We start from the raw sequence: 19,675 nt of genomic DNA, 5'->3' as shown, positions 1-19,675 counted from the left end.
ACTACTTTCGACAGCTCAACTTCCGGAACCGACAATCCATGCTTCGTGAACTAACCGCCTCAGATCAACAGCTCATTCTGGACTATGCTTACCAGCACGAACTCGAAAACATGTTCGTGATCGGCAGCTTTGAATTCTCTGACAATCCTTTCGAGTTCAACACTTACCTGGGCTATTTCGAAAATGATGTGCTGACGGGACTGGGCGTCTACTTCGGCCTCTGGGACGACATCACACTGCACGCTGAGAGCACCGCTGTCATCGATGCCTTTGTCGATGAGTTCGTGAAACAGAACCGGCCTGTGAAATATGTCGTCGCCTTCCAGCGGCATGCACTCCCGACCCTCGACCGTCTCCAGCAGCATGGTATCACCCCCATCAAAGTTCGGGAGCAGACCCTGTACCTGCTGGAGCAGGAGAATTTCCATGACTGTTCTACAGGAGCAGAAGTCCAGGGGACGTCAGGCGATATTGACGGCATCATTCGCCTGGGAAACATCATGGATGAGCAACCCGCCGACAGAGAAGTGCCAGAAAACGAACGGGCGCGCATTGTCCCCGAGTATGAATGGCTACTGAAACAGGCAGGTGAGATCATCGCCAAAGCCAATGTCCACGGGCTATCCCGACACTACGCCCAGGTAGGCGGCGTAATGACACATCCCGCCCACCAGGGAAAAGGCTACGCCAAACAGACCGTCAGCGCCACCTGCAGACACTGGTTCGCCCGGGGCAAACGACTCACCCTGTTCGTCAACAACGACAACACCCCCGCCATCCGGGCCTACACCAGACTGGGATTCCAGCCAATCGGGGAATACATCCACGCTGAATTTGCTTGAAGTATCCGATCATCGCGGTTCATCAACTGTCTGGGAACTCACCTGTTTTCAACATGCGCAGCTGATAACAGGCATTGTTGAACTCTGCTCCCTCCAGCCGGGCTCCTTGAAAAGAAGTGTCGCTCAGCACGCTTCCGACAAACCTGGCACCGCGTAAATCAGCATAAGAGAAGTCAGAGCCCTTTAGCTCCGAGTCCCAGAAATCGGCACCTCGCAGTGACGCCCGCTGATATGAGAGCTTCACATAAGCGTTGCGGAGCACCAGACCATTCAGAATAGAACCCGCCAATATTCCACTTTCGTCGGTCTCAATCCGGCTGCCATTGAAAACACGTTCTCCCGCCTGATAACGTTCCAGTAACTCTACTGCGGAGCGGGCCGGTCGAATGGGACGCTGGGCAATCTCATAGGCGGCCAGCAGTCGCGAGGCGATCACCTTGTCCCTCTCAGGATCAGGCGGACTGATCCCCAGCGATTGTTCCTGAATTCGCAGCAGATGCTCTGCAACACGCCGTTCATCCGCCCCTCTCTTGAGTAGTTGGAGAAGCACAACATCGTACCGGGAATACTCACTGAAGGCGGCTTCATCTGCATTCACACCCAGCGGGTCCCACTCACGAAACAGAATGTCATGCACCAGACGAACCAGATGAGAGTCAACGTTCATGATGGTTCTCTAAATACAGGAGCAGGAACTATTCAGAATATTTATACTTCAGAATCCCACGACTGATTAACTCATCGATACTTTTCACCAATCTACCGTCTGTCAATCGCACGAGATCTTCATTGTCATTGATTGGTAAAAAGTCTCTGTTCGAACTCAGAATTCTCTGATTGTGAATATGCACCAGTTTTTCAAAAGGAACTTTGGGATAGTATTCATTTTCACCTCCCGGATCTGAATAACACATAAATCGACCGTTACTGGTTGTGATATCACCAGGAGGGTCTGAAATAAATGTAAAAATAAAATTAGGCCGCCGTGTTACACGACCGTCATGATAATCAATAATGACAGATACTGCTGAATTTCCATTCTTATGACGTGAAAGCAAACAGACTCCCGTTTGTCTTAGTTCTTTTAAACTGGAACCAGAGATGACACCAGACAGAAGGGGATCCACAAAGTCATACCTGAATAACAGGTTCAGTTCTTCAGAAATTGCAGCACGATATTTTTCAGGTACCTGATTCAACTCAATTTGATTAGTTCGAACAGAGCGAAAGACGGGAAACGGATTTCTATTCAGTCGCTTTAAATTGAACTTAATCAAAATCCAGTAAATAACAGCTTTGGGAATATTCGGATGCCACATTCCAATATATTCTCGCAAACAATATCGCTTGTAGTGCTGTTCATAAAAATGCATTCGATTTGTTTCCCAGACAGAATTTACTACTATCTGATTACCGCCGTCATTCAAACCAGGTCTTACAGTTTATCATAATCAGAAAAATCACTGCCTCCAGTTGAAAATCATCTCTCCAATGAATCGGTTACATTTCATCAATTTCTGGAATTCCTCAAAAAAAAGACTAACGCCACATTCCTTCACTTCCTGACATGCACAATCTCATCATCGACACCTCACTGGGGGAAATCAATTTCTTCGTCTTTGGCGTCACACCAGGGGTGCAGGTGCAGCTTGATCAGGTGCCGCTCTCCCCCCGGTTGCCGGCTGGGATGTCGCTAGACAACTGCCTGGGAATTCTGCTGCAAATTAACTGTCAAGAACCGGCAGAAGACCTGATATTCGAGTGCCGACTGCGGGGCCACAAGTACGACTCCTGCTCTTATGAAGGGGGCCAGCATCTGTTTGCGATGTCCTGGGAGAATGCACAGACCCAGCTCATGATCGGCACTGAAGATGAAGAGTGCCTCAATGCTCGTCTGCCGGAAGAGCAGAAATATGAATTCTGCCCGCTGGGACACGACGAAAAAGGGATCTCGCTGACACTGCCTGACCTGAAAAAAGGGAGTCGGACCAGTTTCCACTTCATTGTCGCCTGGCAGGATTTCCCCGCAGCAGATTCGGGATCCTGCTGGTACGCCGTCAATGTCCGGCACGCGGATCTGCTAAAAGCGTTTCACAAATCCTGAATTAGATCTGAATAGTACATTATGGAACAGCCTCGCATGACTAGTCTTCCACCTTGCCCCCCTCGGCTTCGAAGACGGTCAACACTGCTTTCATCTGTTCTTTCTGTTCAGGAGTGACTATGAATTTTTGCTGAGGATGACTCTCATGATGGACAGTCACCCTGTCAGAGGAGATGATATCCCGCAGCAGTTTCAACTGCTGCGGATTCACAGGCGCGTCATACCATTTCCAGCCTTGACTGGCTCTTTTCAATTTGATTTCCCACTCAGCGAATCCGGTTTCTTCCAGTTGCAACAGGCCGGCTTCATTGAGAAATGCAGGAGTTCTGTGAGATACAACCGATTTTCTGACGATCTCCTGCTGCTCTGGCGTGAGCCCCATGTAAAGAGCTCGAATCGCCTTTCGCGATTGATCTGTCAGTTGCCTCGAATTTCGGCCTGAGATATTCGCTGGATTTGCCAACTGTTCCTGACGACGCAGGAGACGCTGATGGTTTTGTTCGACTCGCATCAGCTCGGCATTGATCCGTTCCATCGCGGCAATCTGTTTTAATCGCTCTTTATTCCGTTCCTGGTATGCTTTGTCGGTCCGCTTTTCATCGAATTTAAACTCTTTGAATTCGCGCTCATACGCTTCTTCTGCAACCCGGAATTCCTCTTTGATTTTCCGCTGACCCTCTTCAGACAACAACAGTTGCAGTTCTACCTGAATCGGCTCCCACTCCGGACTTTTCGATCGTCGAAAAATACTCGGTTTGTGATCTCTGTCAAAGCTACCCTCGGTCTCGAAAGCAGTTTCACCTTGTTCGGTCGCGATGATGAATGTTCCGCCGACTGTCTTACCTGGAAGTAATTGAGCCATTCTCAGATGGAGTTGAGCGGGGCGTGAATTCGTTTCCGTAAAGTAGAGCTGGAAATTATCCGGAGCAAATATCGTAGCCGGAGATTCCCGATGCCTGACTTTGACCACAGGCAACAGCTCGGAATCGAGACCTGGAGTTTTTCGCAATTTCAGTCTGAGTGCCATCTCATCTGAGATCGCAGGTAGCACAATGGAGATTCGATTCCAGCGATTTTCCTCCCGTCGGATCACTCCCAGTTTCAACTCATCCTGACTGGTGATCCGACTGAGTTTCTTATCTCCCGCACGGGGAGCACGCAGGTGGCTCCCGTTGACAATGTGAATCAGATCATTTTCCTGAAGCCCTGCCATCGAGGCTCGTGTTTTGTCCGCAACGGTCTTCACAATCAAAGCATTACTGGTGCGTGACGGAAAAATTGGAATCGGCTGATTCGTTTCACGAAGCGACTTGATATATTCAAAGACTTCAACTGTCTCAAAACCCATCTCATACTGTTTAACAGGTGGTTGTGCTTGAACCTGAGACGATAGCAGAAACAAAACCACAAAAACACAAAGCACTCTCATCTGATCGACCTCGATTCAACAGATAGCCCAAAGCGAGTGAAATTTAACCTTAAATCCACACTCGCCCACCATATGATCGCATGAACACAAAATCAACCCAGGCGTAAAAAAAGCAGCCCCTGAGGACTGCTTTTTGATTTTCTGTTTTCACAGTGGTGGCTTTACAGCTTCCACCCCTCCTCTAAAACTGTGCCCTTCGGTACGACAATAATGCCGTCGCGAATCATCACATCGCTCTGGTCAAAGTCGGTCTCGGTATGACCGTTGAGTTCAATGCGGGCGCCTTTACCAACGCGGCAATTCTTGTCGACAATCGCGCCGTCAATAAAGGCACCATCGCCAATGCCGATCGGCGGACGGTCGTCCTGATCCAGCTCCTTGCACTGGTCCTGGTAGAAGTCGGCCCCCATGATGACCGAGTTGCGAATGGTCACGTTTTTACCAATCCGGCACCGCAGGCCAATCACGCTGTTTTCAATCACAGAGCCTTCATCAATCTCACAACCATCGGCGATCAGGCTGCGGGTGATCTGTGTTCCTTCGCAGCGCGTCGGAGGCAGGAAGCGGGGACGCGAGTAGATCGGCGCCTTCTCCACCACGAAGTCAAAGGGGGGCTGTGGATGGGCCAGAGCCAGGTTTGCTTCGTAGAAAGAACGGATCGTTCCGATATCTTCCCAGTAACCATCGAACAGGTGCGCGTGCACTTTGTGAGTCCGGATGGACATCGGAAAGATTTCCTTACCGAAATCTTCGTAGTCGGTCGCCTTCAACAGATCAACGAGCAGATCGCGATTGAACAGATAAATGCCCATGCTGGCCAGGCAGTCCCGGCCACGGCTTTCAATGCCCTGCTGATCGATCCACTCGGGAGGCGTCCGCACCATGGACAGGTCTTCTTCGGTCTGCGGTTTTTCCAGGAAGCCTTTCACGCGGCCTGTGTCATCAACCCGCATGATCCCAAACGCCGAGGCCTGTTCGCTGGAGAGTGGCACCGTCGCGATCGAAACGTCGGCCTTAGACTCGATATGATTGGTCAACATTTCCGAATAGTCCATGCGATACAACTGATCGCCGGAGAGAATCAGCACGTAATCGATGTCGGACTGTTCAATACAGCGGATGTTCTTACGGACTGCATCTGCTGTTCCCTGGTACCAGTCGGTTCCTTCCATCGTCTGCTGGGCTGCCAGAATTTCGACAAAACCGCCGCCGAAGGAATCAAATTTATATGTCTGTCGGATGTGACGGTGCAGACTGACCGAGTTAAACTGCGTGAGCAGATAGATACGATTCAGTTCACTATTGATACAGTTTGAGATCGGAATATCGATCAAGCGATACTTGCCGGCCAGGGGAACAGCGGGTTTGGAACGGAGCTGTGTAAGTGGAAACAGACGAGTTCCTTTGCCCCCTCCCAGGATGAGGCTGACAACATTTTTCATGGATTAACCTGATTCTAGTGCGTTGCGCACACTCTAGACGAATGACACTCTCTTTTATAAGCAAACTTAATGAACGGCTTGCCTCTCAGTGACACTGTATTGTATTTAGTTCATGTTACTGAGATTCTACCCTGCAAACCAGTTGAGAATGAACTGTACTCTCACAGCTCTGGAAAAATTCCGATTCGGGTTCAAATCTGTATTGATCAGACAATATAGGAGAAACTCAGTCTGTGAACCGCTTCTACAGGCGGTTAAGATAGTAGTGATTTTCCGACCTGAATTCATACAAATTTCATCCACAGCATCCCGCCGCTCACCCCAAGGAGTGTTACTTTGTTTCCTGCCCACTGTCTGCAACTCCCGTTTCGTTTGCGTCTCCTGCTGGCCTGTTCGGTCAGTCTGATTCCCTTTTTGAACCCTCACAAAGCTTTCAGCGAGACACCTTATACTCCTGCGATCGCCGAAGCATCGCAGGAAGGGGAACAGGCAATTTCGGGCTTTCGCGTTCCTGAAGGAATGCATGTCAGCCTGTTTGCTGCGGAACCGCTGATGGCCAATCCGGTCGCCTTCTGCATTGATGAACAGGGACGTTTTTACGTAGCAGAAACCTACCGGCAGTCTAAGGGTGTGGAAGACAACCGGAGTCATATGGACTGGTTGCATGATGACCTCGCCGCAGAAACCGTGGCCGACCGCGTCGCTTACTTCAAGAAACATCTCAAGGAAAACGTCAAAGACTACACGCTCGAACACGATCGGATCCGCCTGGTCGAGGATCGGGATCACGACGGCAAAGCCGACCATGCCAGCGTCTTCGCGGATGGCTTCAATAACATTGAAGACGGCACCGGGGCCGGCGTACTGGCCCGTGGTGGATACGTCTATTACACCTGCATTCCCCATGTCTGGCGTCTCAAAGACACGGCCGGTGAGGGGAAAGCCACCCTGCGGGAAAAATTGAGCAGCGGTTACGGGGTTAGAGTCGCCTTCCGCGGACACGACCTGCACGGACTGAAGCTCGGTCCCGACGGTCGGCTCTACTTCAGCATCGGCGACCGGGGATACAATATCAAAACCAAAGAAGGCAAACATCTGTTTCGCCCTGACACGGGAGCCGTCTTCCGCTGTAACCTGGACGGCACCGAGCTCGAAGAATTCGCCTACGGTCTGCGTAACCCACAGGAACTGGCGTTTGACGATTACGGCAACCTGTTCACAGGCGACAACAACTCAGACAGCGGCGACAAGGCCCGCTGGGTCTATGTTGTCGAAGGGGGAGATACCGGCTGGCGGATGTACTACCAGTACCTGTCCGACCGTGGCCCTTTCAACCGTGAAAAGATCTGGCATCCCGCCCACGAAGGTCAGCCGGCTTACATGGTTCCCCCGATCGTAAATTTGTCTGATGGTCCTTCCGGACTGGTCCACTACCCGGGCGTGGGTCTCTCTGATCGTTATAAAGGTCACTTCTTCCTGGCCGACTTCCGGGGTACGCCCTCACGCAGCGGTATCCGTTCGTTTGCCGTTAAACCGAAGGGAGCTTCCTTTGAACTGACCGACTCTCACGAATTCATCTGGCAGATCCTCGCGACCGACGTCGACTTTGGCTACGACGGCAGCATGTATGTCTCTGACTGGGTCAACGGCTGGAACGGACTGGGCAAAGGCCGCATCTACCAGTTCACTGATACCAAACATGCAGGGGAAGCGAAAGAAGTTCACTCTGCAGAACTGATGAAAGAAGGCTTTTCAGAACGTTCCACTGAGGAACTGGTCGGTCTGCTCGCGCATCCGGATCAGCGAATTCGCATGGAAGCCCAGTTCGCCCTCGTTAATCGGAGTGCCCTGGATTCTCTACAGAAGGTCGCCCTGAATGGGAAAGATTTGTTTGCCCGCCTGCATGCCATCTGGGGCATCGGACAGCTGGGGCGTCAGACAAGTTCTGCAGTCGCCGGCATTCAAAGTCTGCTCAACGATCAGGACAGCGAAGTCAGAGCTCAGACTGCCAAAGTGATCGGGGAAGCCGGATTTACTTCTGCAACTCCGACCCTGATTGAACTGCTCAAAGATTCGAATGCCCGCGTACAATACTTCGCTGCAGTTGCCTTGGGGTACTTTAAGTCACAGGCGGCGGTTCCCGCATTGTTCGACTTGCTCAAACAGAATAACAATGCCGACCCGATGCTGCGTCATTCTGCGATTCTGGCACTGTCCCGTATCGGGGCTGCCGACCAGTTGATTGCCGCGGCTAACAATGAATCCGCGGCAGTTCGCCTGGCTGCGGTTGTCGCTCTGCGTCGCCTGCAGCGTAAGGAAGTTGGTCTGTTCCTGCAGGATTCCGATCCCCAGATCGTGCTCGAAGCAGCCCGGGCGATTAACGATGCTCCGATTCCAGCAGCGGTACCAGACCTCGCAGCTGTTTCCCTGAGTCCGGACATGGCTGATCCCCTGCTCCGTCGGGTGATGAATGCGAACTTCCGACTGGGAGGTGCAGAAAACGCCGCCCTGGTGGCAAAGATCGCCGCCGATAAAAATGTCCCTGAAACGCTCCGCCTGGAAGCGATTCAGGAATTGAGCCAGTGGAACGAACCGGAGCCCCTCGATCGGGTTCTCGGACGCTGGCAGCCCATCGAAAACCGGCAACCGGTCGAACTGGCGGAAATCGTTGGCCCCATCGTCCCCGACCTGTTCAGCAGCTCGGAGAAGATCAAGGAAGCAGGCACCGGACTGGCAGCGAAATATGGCATCAAGGAAGCCGCCCCCATGCTGGCTAAAATGGTGGAAGATTCGAAACGTCCTGTTGATGTGCGCGTCGCATCGCTCAAGGCGCTGGATAAACTCGGCTACCCGGGCATTTCAGAGATCGCTAAATCCGCAATTCGGGACAAGCATGCCGCATTGAGGGTCGCAGGTCGCAATGTACTGGCCCGCCACGAACCAGAGGCCGCCCTGCAGCCCCTGGAACAGGCCATTGAATCGGGACAAACCTCAGAAAAACAGGGCGCCATCGAGACCCTGGCTGAGATGCAGATCCCGGAAGCGACTACCATCCTGACCAACTGGATGCAGCGACTGGTCAAGCAGGAGGTTTCCGCGGAAATTCAACTGGATCTGCTCAAGGCGGCCGCTCTGAAGAAATCTCCCGAACTCGATCAACTTCGTGATCAGTTTGAAGCTCAGCGTCCCGAAGGAGATGCGCTAGCAAACTACCTCGAATCGCTGTCTGGTGGTAATGCTGCCCGGGGACGTGAAATCTTTTTTGGTCGTAGCGACACTTCCTGTCGGCGCTGTCATCAAATCCGCAATAACGGCGGCGAAGTCGGCCCCGATCTATCGGGAATCGGCCGTGATAAAGACCGCCGTTATCTGCTCGAAGCAATCGTCGCACCGAACAAAGCGATCGCGAAAGGATTCGAAACCGCCGTGCTGGCTTTGCTGGACGGTAAGGTGGTCGTTGGTATCATTCGCAATGAATCCGATGATACCCTGGAGGTTATGGATGCCAAAGGAACCGTGATTCGTGTTCCCAAGGACGAAATCGACGAACGGGCGACCGGGAAATCGGCAATGCCCGAAGAAATTGTCAAGCAGCTCAGTAAAGATGATCTGCGGGACCTCGTGGAATTTCTCTTTCAACAGAAACAGAAACCCAAAGGTCCGTCCAATAAGCACGAAGGCTAAGTAGTTGTTTTTGCAGAATATTATTTCTAAAATCGGCTCCTTGTTTTACGAAGGGTTGCCGGTTAAAATGAGACTATTCGAAACAGAGAAACAAGCCTCTGTCATGTTGATTCAAAATCGTGAGTTGACCCTACAAATATTTCTAGGGGAACCCACGAGATTCGGCCGCGTGTAAATCCGGTATATCCGGCTCACACAACCCGAGTTATCAGGTTCCCACTTTGCAATCACGGGTTCTAATAACACCCGCGAACGAATCACTTGGCGGAGGTTTTTTACATGGGCTTGTTCGATCAGCAGGAATCGCAGCACCTCGAAAAGGCGAAACCGCTGGCAGCCCGCATGCGTCCGCGCTCTCTGGTAGAGTTTGTCGGACAGCAGCATTTTCTGGGCGAGGGAAAACTTCTGCGACGCATCCTCGCCGCCGACCGGATTGGCTCGCTCATCTTCTTCGGCTCCCCCGGCACCGGTAAAACCTCTCTGGCAGAATTGATTGCCCGTCAATCCAACCGCCGCTTTGAAGCACTGAATGCCGCCTCTGCTGGAATCAAAGAAGTCCGAGCCGCCCTGGACCGGGCCCGCGATGAACTGGCCTCGGGGGGCAAACAGACCATTCTCTTCATTGATGAGCTACATCACTTCAGCAAAGTTCAGCAGGACGTCTTGTTACCAGATGTGGAATCGGGGGTAGTCTCCCTGATCGGTGCAACAACTTCGAACCCGTTTTTCTCGCTCGTCTCGGCTCTCATCAGTCGCAGTCAGATCTTCGAATTCCAGGCACTGACGGCGGACGAAATCCGCACGCTGATGCACCGGGCCTTGCAGGATGAAAAACGGGGACTGGCCCGCTACAACGTTGAAGTCGAAGCCGAGGCCCTCGACTTTCTGATTGAAGTCTGCGATGGAGATGCCCGACGCTCTCTAAACGCACTGGAAATCGGGGTCCTCTCCCTCTACGGTCAGGATCGAGTGTTCGACCTGGAAGTCGCTCAGGAATCGATTCAGAAAAAAGCGATTCAATATGACCAGGATGGCGATGCTCACTATGATTCCGCTTCCGCCTTGATTAAAAGCATGCGCGGCAGTGATCCGGACGCCGCCCTGTACTGGCTGGCCCGTATGATTGAAGCGGGCGAAGACCCGCGTTTCCTGGCCCGCCGCATCGTGATCGCTGCCTCAGAAGACGTAGGCAATGCAGACCCGATGGCTCTCCTGATCGCGAATTCCGCTTTTGCCGCTGTCGAGAAGATCGGCATGCCCGAAGGTCGGATCCTGCTGGCACAGGCGGTGACCTATATTGCCACCGCGCCGAAATCGAATGCTTCCTACGTCGCCATTGATGAAGCACTCTCCGACGTGCGAAACAAGGCCCTGCTACCAGTCCCCGTGCATTTGAAAGACACGCATTACCGCGGGGCCAGTCAACTGGGACACGGCGAAGGTTACCAGTATGCCCATGCTTCAGAAGAGGGCTGGGTCGACCAGGATTACCTGGGCGTGGAACGTGAATACTACCGCCCCGTCGAGCGAGGCTTTGAAGCCACAATCCGCAAGCGGCTGGAAGTCTTCAAGGAACGGCGCGAAAAAAAATCAGGAACGGATGATAACAACCGTTCCTGATCCCCCTCGTTGCATCTCGTCAGCCTAAGCCTGACTGTGCTGATTCAGCACAGTGGCTGCTGTTTCAGACCGACGATTGTGATCGCCCGGGCGACTTCCCGTTCCTGCAGCAACCCTTCCAGGTTGGGCATGAAGTCAACCGACATGTACCATTGCATCAACACGTCGAACATGGGTTCAATTTCTTCTTCCTGAATCCCAAATTCTTCTTTCATCGGCAGAGCCTCTTCAGGAGACATATCCTGGAACTGGCTGATCAGCAGAAAATCGCCTTCGTTAGACAGATTCAGGTGCAGATTGCGAACTTCCGATGACAGGAAATGATCAATGGCGATATGCACGTCAAGTGGTCCCCCCTCAAGGTAACGACGTGCTTCGTCAGGTTGTTCGTCGATGATGCGGGCAGCCGTTTCACAGACCGCGTATACAACGCTTTCATCAACGAGGTCGCCTTCCACGTTTTCACTGGCCAGATGCTTGGCCCAGGTGACTGACAGCAGATCCAGTTGCACGTGTGGCGGCACGCTTCTCAGAAACGGGACCTCAGTTAGATATCCGAATGATTCGAACGGATCGTCTCCAACCTGCTTTGCCAGAGCAATGCGTTCCAGAGTGTCCATGAATGCAATCCGGAAGGCGATGTAGCTCAGAAAAGTCTGTGGCAGGATGTCTTTTGAAATTGTAAGCATGATGATAATCGCTTGGCAAAAGTGGGTAGATCTCAGATGCTTCATACAGTCTTTAATCAAAGTTGGTGAGACCGTCATGAAATCAGAAACACGCGGTCACTGACAGGTATTACTTTGCCAGAGCAGTATCCCAAACACAATAAAAAAGTTTTCAATTTACAGCGAAAAACGCTGGATTGATTCAAGTGCATGACTCTCTGTCAGTACTATAAAACAGGGCCCAAATTACTCATCAAGCCAGATTTCATGCATCTCGCGTAACCGGTATTCTGGCTCCGATTGTTATAACCGTCACAGTCCTCTGGAACGGGTACCAGTTATACATATCAGCACAATTTTGAAGCGGGTTTATACCGGTTATGACTTCAGATGTGATTCAGAGACGAGGCCTGCGGCAGCACTCGGCAACACTTTCATCCAGCGCGTGGGCAACGGACTCCCAATGGTAGCGGAGACAGATTTTTTTCTGCCGCTCCCGCACATCCGTGGTTACCTGGTCCGATTGCAGTAGTCGTGAATACTCCATGACCTTCGCAACCAGTGCCTCAGTTGATCCGTCATAGAAACATTCGGGAGCCTCAGCAAATATCTCAGGGTATGAGAGTCGGTTCGGCAGTACCGGCAGACAACCGGCTTCGACCGCTTCCAGGATCGAAATCCCGAAGAATTCATGCCAGGCGGTTGAGATCACAATATCCGACGCCTGCAGGGCCCGCTGATAGTCGGATCGACTTTCGAGAAAGCCCCAATGATCTATCCGGTCTGCAAATTGTGATTTCAATTCCAGAAAGCAGTCGGGGATTTCCGGGGTGGACTGGCCCAGCACACTCAGTCGGAAATCAACCCCCTGTGTATCCAGTTGAGTGACCGCGTCACAGAACTGCTCCGGATTCTTATCATATTCCCAGCGAGCCACCCATAGAATCTGAATTGGCCTGGACTTCTGTTCCCGATGCATTCCTTCAAGAGATGGAATTCCCGGAGGTCGCACAGACGACTTTTGCTGCAGTGGTTTCAGCACGTCTACCGAAGCATAGTCCGGCATACGTTGCAGGAACTCAGCCGAACCCTGAAAAAACTCTTGCCGATGAAAATCGGAATTGAACCAGAGTGCGTCCGCGGAAATAGCGGATTTCAGATTGATAAATCCGTAAGTCAGATCACGAACTTCGTTTTCAGGAACCGGATAGGTCCACTGGTTCTCATGAAAATAGACGATGCGGGGCAAGTCCATAATCTCTTTACGGACCAGCCCCAGAAACGTCGTCAGATCGAACATGTCGGTCACAAACAGCACATCCCAGCGGGCGCCGGATGCAGAGCGCTGCTCAACCTCGGTAGCGAGGGTTAAAGCAGCATGCTGCATTCTCCACTTCCAATGCCGCGGAGGTAATGTCAGGACAGTGAATTCATGGCAACTATGCGAGACCCAATACTGCAGGAAATCACGATGACTCCCACCATGATACGCATTGATTGCCAGTATTCGCATTAAACCCTGCTTACGTCTTCGTACTCAACCTTATTTTCTGTGTCAGACTGCCGGCTTTCCAGTTCCTGAATCCGCAGAATGGCATCATTGAAGGTCGCCAGACAGTTCTGTTCAGACACCTTTTCGATGACCTTCAAGCGGTTCAAGGTTCGCTCCACCTGAGGGCGTAAACCGGTAAAGAACACGGTTGCCCCCTGGTCATGCGCTTTGTCGATGATATCTTCCAGGAGATACGCCCCCGACATATCCACCATGGGCACACGGGCCATGCGGATGATCAGATACTTATAATCGACCAGTGCTGAGGATGTCCGGTAGATTGTATCAGAAACTCCAAAGAACAGCGGACCTTCCAGTCGCAGTTTGAGAACTTTTTCCTTGAGGTCCTCCGGCATGGATACATCAGCGGGCAACGGCCGGCTGATTTCATTCAGATTGACCACATTCTGTTCATAAGCCTGCCCCAGTTCCTGTACAATCCGGACAAAGGCAATGGTAATACCGACCCCCATCGCCACGAGCAGGTCGACCGAGATCGTCAGAATTAAAACCGCCCAGAAGCAGATTGAATCCATGAACGGCATACGATGCAGGACCGGCAGCACGCGGTAGTCAATGATATCCATACCGACTTTCAACAGGATTCCTGCCAGACAGGCCATCGGAATGTAACTTGCATAAGGAGCCAGCCCGAGCATGAGTGCCAGCAGCACCAGGCCATGCGTGATCGAAGCCAGGCCGGTCTTTCCGCCACACTTGATATTCGCCACGGTCCGCATGGTGGCGGTTGCAGTGGTCACGCCCCCGACAATCCCGCAGCCCATGTTGGCAATTCCCTGACCAAAGATTTCCCGGTCACTGTTATGACGTTCGTTGGTCATATTATCTGCCACCAGACAGGTCAGCAGCGAGTCAAAAATGCACAGTCCGGCCAGAGCGAACGCGCCGCCGATCATATCACCAAAACGCGAAAAGTCCGGCCAGTAAAGGTGAGGCACGCCTACCGGCATCGAAGCGATATATTCGATATCCTTGAACTGCAGCAGATGCGCAAGGCTGGTTCCCACGATCAGCCCCATCAAAGGGGCAGGCAACCACTGTTTCTTAGTCAGTCGCGGCCAGATGAGAATCGTCGCGAATGTCGCCAGGGACACAATCAGGGCATGCGGCTTTTCGTGCATGATGTCATACGGAATCTGTTTGATGGCACTCATCACGGAATTGGGGGTAGCAAATCCGAGCATGGGTGGGATTTCAAGCAGGATGATGATCACGCCGATCCCGCACATGAATCCGGAGACAACCGAATAAGGAGTGTAATAAATAAACCGCCCGATCTTCATCAGAGCCAGGACGATACAGATCAGCCCACTGAGAAAGACCATCGACATCGCAAAGACAATATCAGGCTCCCCACTGGCCATTTTGGTTGCCGCAATAATCGCAGCCAGCTGCACAACCTTGGGCCCTGTAGGACCACTGACGCCGGTATTGGATCCACCAAATAGACCGACCAGAATCCCACCACAGATTGCGGCCCACATCCCGGCTTCCGCTCCCAGCCCGGAAGCAACCCCGAACGCGAGTGCCAGTGGCATCGCGATGACAGCTACCGTGATCCCCGCCAGAATATCGTTGGGGACGTTGGTATGCATAATTTTAATATTGTGCCAGGGATTAAATTCGTTGAGATAGCTTTTGAGGTTGAACCTGGGTTGATCGAATTGATTTTGTGACATTGAAAGAATCCATGATCGATGGACCTGAATCATTGAAGCTCAGGCGGGGTGAACTTGAAGATATCCTCTATCCCGGGAACAACGACCAGACTGGTCATGCACCAACATAGAATTATTCGCGCAGCAGACTCAACAGTGGGACACAAGAGAAACGTTAATGAGCGCGACGGAGAATATCGAAAAAACAGGCATGAACTCAGCTAAGCGCTGGCGGCCCCCGAGAAACATGGGTTTCGTCTCGATCGGATTCGTTGATATGAAATTCAACATCAAAGAGGGGTGAGCTCAAGTGGGAAACTTCGACAAGCAGTTCCACATCCTGGATCAGCGGTTCTTCTTCACCGGATTCTTCGTTTTCTTCAAACTCAAATTCAGAGAAGAACCAGTCCTGATTCTCACCTTCAGACTGCACAAGAGCAGGTCCGCCCAGAAACAATACGATGTCGAGTGCAACAATGGCACAGCAGAGAAACATCAGGGCGTGGCGGGCAGTCTGAAACATGCATAAAAGGTATTTTACCCGATTCGATTTGTCAATTATTTCTTGACAAATTTATCTGAATTCAGGGAAGCCCCCGCAGGGTAATAAAGTTCAGAATTTAACCCTAAGTGCTTTGCGAGTCATGATTAAATCACATTTTCCTCGGTCTGTGGTATTCACATTCACCTCTCATCATGTGAGAATATGAATAACTTCAACAAAATGTAACCTATATTAAAGTGTGGTCTTATAGAGAAAGCTTAACGATCATGCTTAATTAAGTGTGATCCAGGAGCCCGATAACTCGACACGACCCACCTGCCTGCTGAATTCCAAAACATAATCATTTTACAGGACCTAGTGTCCTGATGCTCGAAAGCTTGAGGGACGGATGAACTTTTTCAATTTATCTCGATTGTCGAAATACACCCTGATCCTGACCATCATGGCCGCTGGTTTCAACCAGTTTGCTGCCCCGGCTGACGCCCAGTTGAAAGAAGAACTCTGCGACTGCTCGCCGGAGTTGACCGTGCTGCTGCGGGTAAACGACGTCCGACGCACCGCGGATCTGGTCAAGAAAGCGGGTGGAAAAATTGTCTACGACCCAAACCTGGGAATCGGTAATGATATCCCCTTCCTGGTGGTCAACCTCCCCCCGAGCAAATTGAACGACAAGAAGTTTATTGATTCTCTGAAGCTCCCCTCAGGAGTTATGGAAGAGATTCTGCCTCACAAAAACACACCTCAGGGTGTACTGGAACCAACGCCGGAACAGCCAAAAGTTCCTGAACTGCAGGATGTCCCTGAAGCCGACTTCGATTCCCTCTACGTCCCGCTGGACGACATCAAAGTCCCCGCACTGCGGAAACGCGTCGCCGGTAAAGGTCTGGGCGAGGGTACGATTGTGGCGATCATTGATACCGGTATCGATACAAGCCACCCCGTCTTTCAGGATCGCGTGATCTTCTGGGATGATGCCACCCGCGAAGGTCGTTCTCCCCTGACCCGCGTTCGTCAACTGGATGGCAAAATCGAAATTGAAGATCGGAAATTTGTCGCCCTGCCGGAACTGATCAAAGAAAACGAAACGGTCTTCTTCGGTTATATCGATGAAAAGAAACTCGGTTTTCAGCAGGGAGACCTCTGGACAACCCTGGGTCGTGAAGGGGTTGATATCAACCGAAACGGCACCAAGGATGACAAACTTCTGGTTGCGGTCGGGATGATTCCTAACCCGATCCTGAAAAAAATCGAAGAGGAAAAGAAGGCAGAAGCAGAAAAACGAGCCAAAGATCCCGAAGCCCCCGCAGTCGCCCGTAAGCCGGATCCGACGATTCATGACCTTCCCAAAGAGTACGCACTGGCGTTCGTCGACGTGGACATGGACGGCAAATTCACTGGTGAAGAAGCAAAAACAGCAATTATCGATTTCAACACAGCCCGTAAAATGCAGAAAGACGGGTTGAAAGTCCCTTATCAGAGCATGCTGGAATTTCCGTCACGTACGAAACGGATCGCCTATCCGCTGTTATTCCGTCCTGATTCCAAAAAGCAGATCACCGAAATCACCGTGGCCTTCGATCAACAGTCACACGGAACCCATGTGGCCGGTATTGTTGCCGGTAGTGGACTCCAGATCGAAGGAGCCGCCCCGAAAGCAGAACTGATGGCAATCAAGGTCTGTTCGGGACGCAGTTGTACCGACCAGGCAATCCTGCGGGGCATCATCTCGGCCTTCTTTAATCCACAAGGGTATGTCCCCGACGTGGTCAACATTTCCCTGGGTAGTCATGAAGGTTATCTGAAACGTCCCTTGAGCATCCTGTTGCAGGACCTCTCGGCGAAATTCGGAACCACCTTCTTTGTATCCGCCTCGAATGATGGCCCCGGCTATCGTACGATTAACGGGCTGGGAGGCTCCAGCCCTGCAGTCTTTGTCGGCGCCCATGTGTCGGCTAATACTCTGATGGAACACTACCGCCTGGCCGAAGGGGTCAAAGCCCCGGAACACGGTCTGCTTTACTTTTCCTCGTTAGGACCTTCCTACACAGGTGAAATGCGACCTAACGTCGTAGCCCCTGGTTCAGCCCTGTCTTCGACACCGTTGAACTCGGATGGTTCCAGCATGTTTAACGGGACCAGTATGTCGTCTCCCATTGCCGCCGGTGCCGCTGCAGCCATGCTCTCCCTGATTAAAGCTGACAAAGAATATGCGGAGGTGTTGGAACGACAACAGAAGAAAATTGAGTCTATCCGTAAGAAATCGTCTGACAGTCGCTATTCCCTGACTTCGCTTGCGTTGAGTATGCGTATCGCACTGGAAAATACAGCACAGCGGATGTCCGGGTTTACTTACGCTCAACAGGGAGCGGGTTTGATCGATATCGACAAAGCCTATACCGAATTCCTGCGACTGGCGAAAGAGACCCTGGATCCCAAGAAACAGTCTGCGGAATTCAGTATCAATCATTATTCCAAATTCAACCGTCTGTACGACCGGGCCAATAACATCGCCGCTCACAAGCGGGTCGACCTGGACCTGAATATTGACGGGGAAGTTTCCGACCAGGGAAGCCTGTTACTGAAGAACACTCCCGCCATCGTGAAGCTGGAAAAAGTTGAAATCCAGGATACCGACGGTTCCGTCGTGACTCTGGATGTCAAAAAGGACAAAGAAAAAATCCCGTTCTCAATTGCCCTGCCTGGTAAGGAAGAGGCACTGGGGAACCAGATCACCCTGGTCCTTTCCAACAGCAGCAAATCATTTTTCTACAGTACCCGTAAACGCCACCTGATGGAGCGTGGAAAAACCTACCTGGCTTACTACACCGTCACTCAGCATGGCGAACGGGAATTCAGCTTCCTGGATGTAGTACATAAACCGATCGAACTCTCGGACCTCGAAACCGAAGTCAGCCTGCCCGGACTGGGCCTGCGTGACTCCGATCGCCAGGCAGCCTTTGTCGTTCCTCAGAAAACCATTACTGCAGGTGCCTACCACCGCTACCCGATTGCAGTCACCCGCCGGGACAGCAGTCTGACCGTCATGCTGGGTTTTGAAGCCAACAGCTCAGGTCGTCTGCTCGTCAGCGTATTCAATCCGGATGGAGACGAGATCGGCTACCGTGTGATTCAACAGACCTCGCAGCTGGGGGGAGACCGTTCTAACGCCACCCTGACGGTCTCAACCAAAGAAGAAGGCATCCACGAGGTGCTCGTGAGTACCTTCAGTGGTAACTGGTTGAACGAATCCAAATACGATCTGCTCATCGAAGCACAACGCTTCCGCGCCTCGTCCGACGAACTCTCTCTGTCGACCGTCGATTCCGGCAAAGAATCAGAGAAACTGATTACCTACTCCAACTCGTCCAATCAGGTACGCAGCATGTCCGCCAGCCTGGGCAGCCTGACCCGTGTCGTTCCCCAAGATCATTTTCCGATCATGGCCAACTACCGTACGTTCCGTAAACTGGACATTCCCGAGTGGAGACCGGAGAGCGGTGAGAGCCAGACCACAACGGTGCGGCTGACCTTCCCCTCCGACGACAAAAAAACAAAGGGCTTCAGTGGCCGTATCGATCACCGACTGTATAAGAAAGGTGCGGACGGGAAACTGGTCGAAGCCCACAAAGGTTCGTTCTACGGACGCGGAAAATCCTTCAACAATATTCCCCGTCCCGAACCGGGCAAACCCTACGAAACGCTGTATGCCGCCGTGGATACCTACTTCACGGTTCCCTACGACGAAGGATTAAAGGACAGCCAGGGCACCATTACCCTGGAAGCACTCTTCCCGAGTATCCCTGTCAAAATGGAAGGCTCGATCAATCTCAACATCCTGACTGTCGGACGCCCTGATGTTTACATCCTCAAGGTCACAGGTCCCCAGAAACTGATTGATGCCTCTGCTGCCAAAACGGATCCCAGCAGTTCCTCACAGGCAACACTGGAGATTCCTACCAAAATCAATGGTATCTCCAAGATCAAAGTGACCCTGCCTGTGACAGTAACCCCGGATGTCAAATCGACTCTGGCGAAACAGATCATTCGTTCTTATATCAGTGTTTCGACCAGTGATGATCGGATCTCAGATTACATACCGATTGAAATCTCGCAGTAGTCTGCTGAACCAAAATGAGAATCGAGAAAGACA

Annotated in this window: 13 protein-coding genes; 5 read left to right on the top strand and 8 right to left on the bottom strand. The window is 51.8% G+C overall.

What is annotated here, in order from left to right:
- Nucleotides 1-38: 38 nt before the first annotated feature.
- Entirely contained in the window at nucleotides 39-842 is an 804-nt protein-coding gene (locus FYZ48_RS22015) for a GNAT family N-acetyltransferase (RefSeq protein WP_187782154.1), read from the top strand.
- A gap of 22 nt (nucleotides 843-864) precedes the next feature.
- Here the strand turns inward: FYZ48_RS22015 and FYZ48_RS22010 are convergent, their stop codons facing one another.
- Nucleotides 865-1,509, bottom strand: coding sequence for a pentapeptide repeat-containing protein (locus tag FYZ48_RS22010; RefSeq protein ID WP_149344361.1), 645 nt, complete (start codon nucleotides 1,507-1,509; stop codon nucleotides 865-867).
- Nucleotides 1,510-1,537: 28 nt separating this feature from the next.
- Nucleotides 1,538-2,215, bottom strand: a complete 678-nt coding sequence (locus FYZ48_RS22005; protein WP_149344360.1) for a hypothetical protein — start codon at nucleotides 2,213-2,215, stop codon at nucleotides 1,538-1,540.
- Nucleotides 2,216-2,409: 194 nt separating this feature from the next.
- Between FYZ48_RS22005 and FYZ48_RS22000 the strand changes: the two genes are divergently transcribed.
- Nucleotides 2,410-2,946 (top strand): hypothetical protein, encoded by a 537-nt coding sequence (locus tag FYZ48_RS22000; protein ID WP_149344359.1) that lies wholly within the window; start codon nucleotides 2,410-2,412, stop codon nucleotides 2,944-2,946.
- A gap of 40 nt (nucleotides 2,947-2,986) precedes the next feature.
- Here the strand turns inward: FYZ48_RS22000 and FYZ48_RS21995 are convergent, their stop codons facing one another.
- Complete coding sequence (locus tag FYZ48_RS21995; protein WP_149344358.1) at nucleotides 2,987-4,294, bottom strand: hypothetical protein; 1,308 nt, start codon at nucleotides 4,292-4,294, stop codon at nucleotides 2,987-2,989.
- Nucleotides 4,295-4,536: 242 nt separating this feature from the next.
- On the bottom strand, nucleotides 4,537-5,817 hold the full coding sequence (locus FYZ48_RS21990; protein WP_149344357.1) for a glucose-1-phosphate adenylyltransferase: 1,281 nt from the start codon (nucleotides 5,815-5,817) through the stop codon (nucleotides 4,537-4,539).
- 336 nt (nucleotides 5,818-6,153) lie between these two features.
- Between FYZ48_RS21990 and FYZ48_RS21985 the strand changes: the two genes are divergently transcribed.
- Nucleotides 6,154-9,501: a PVC-type heme-binding CxxCH protein gene (locus FYZ48_RS21985; RefSeq protein ID WP_149344356.1), complete on the top strand. Its 3,348-nt coding sequence runs from the start codon at nucleotides 6,154-6,156 to the stop codon at nucleotides 9,499-9,501.
- Between the two features lie 279 nt (nucleotides 9,502-9,780).
- Nucleotides 9,781-11,121, top strand: a complete 1,341-nt coding sequence (locus FYZ48_RS21980) for a replication-associated recombination protein A (RefSeq protein WP_149344355.1) — start codon at nucleotides 9,781-9,783, stop codon at nucleotides 11,119-11,121.
- A 44-nt stretch (nucleotides 11,122-11,165) separates the two neighbouring features.
- Here the strand turns inward: FYZ48_RS21980 and FYZ48_RS21975 are convergent, their stop codons facing one another.
- The 4 genes from FYZ48_RS21975 to FYZ48_RS21960 all read right to left on the bottom strand — a co-directional run bounded on the left by FYZ48_RS21975 (nucleotide 11,166) and on the right by FYZ48_RS21960 (nucleotide 15,543).
- Nucleotides 11,166-11,810, bottom strand: a complete 645-nt coding sequence (locus FYZ48_RS21975) for a hypothetical protein (RefSeq protein ID WP_145043104.1) — start codon at nucleotides 11,808-11,810, stop codon at nucleotides 11,166-11,168.
- Nucleotides 11,811-12,186: 376 nt separating this feature from the next.
- Nucleotides 12,187-13,302, bottom strand: coding sequence for a tRNA-queuosine alpha-mannosyltransferase domain-containing protein (locus FYZ48_RS21970; protein WP_149344353.1), 1,116 nt, complete (start codon nucleotides 13,300-13,302; stop codon nucleotides 12,187-12,189).
- On the bottom strand, nucleotides 13,302-15,041 hold the full coding sequence (locus FYZ48_RS21965) for a SulP family inorganic anion transporter (RefSeq protein ID WP_187782153.1): 1,740 nt from the start codon (nucleotides 15,039-15,041) through the stop codon (nucleotides 13,302-13,304). The genes FYZ48_RS21970 and FYZ48_RS21965 overlap by 1 nt, the downstream gene beginning before the upstream one ends.
- Nucleotides 15,042-15,237: 196 nt before the next feature.
- Nucleotides 15,238-15,543, bottom strand: a complete 306-nt coding sequence (locus FYZ48_RS21960) for a hypothetical protein (RefSeq protein ID WP_149344349.1) — start codon at nucleotides 15,541-15,543, stop codon at nucleotides 15,238-15,240.
- A gap of 370 nt (nucleotides 15,544-15,913) precedes the next feature.
- Between FYZ48_RS21960 and FYZ48_RS21955 the strand changes: the two genes are divergently transcribed.
- On the top strand, nucleotides 15,914-19,642 hold the full coding sequence (locus FYZ48_RS21955) for a S8 family serine peptidase (RefSeq protein WP_149344347.1): 3,729 nt from the start codon (nucleotides 15,914-15,916) through the stop codon (nucleotides 19,640-19,642).
- The last annotated feature ends 33 nt before the right edge of the window (nucleotides 19,643-19,675 follow it).

It is taken from the genome of Gimesia chilikensis (assembly GCF_008329715.1).
GTDB classification, from domain to species: Bacteria; Planctomycetota; Planctomycetia; order Planctomycetales; family Planctomycetaceae; genus Gimesia; species Gimesia chilikensis.
Note: the sequence above shows the minus strand (reverse complement) of the source record. Positions and strands in the feature narration are given on the sequence as shown.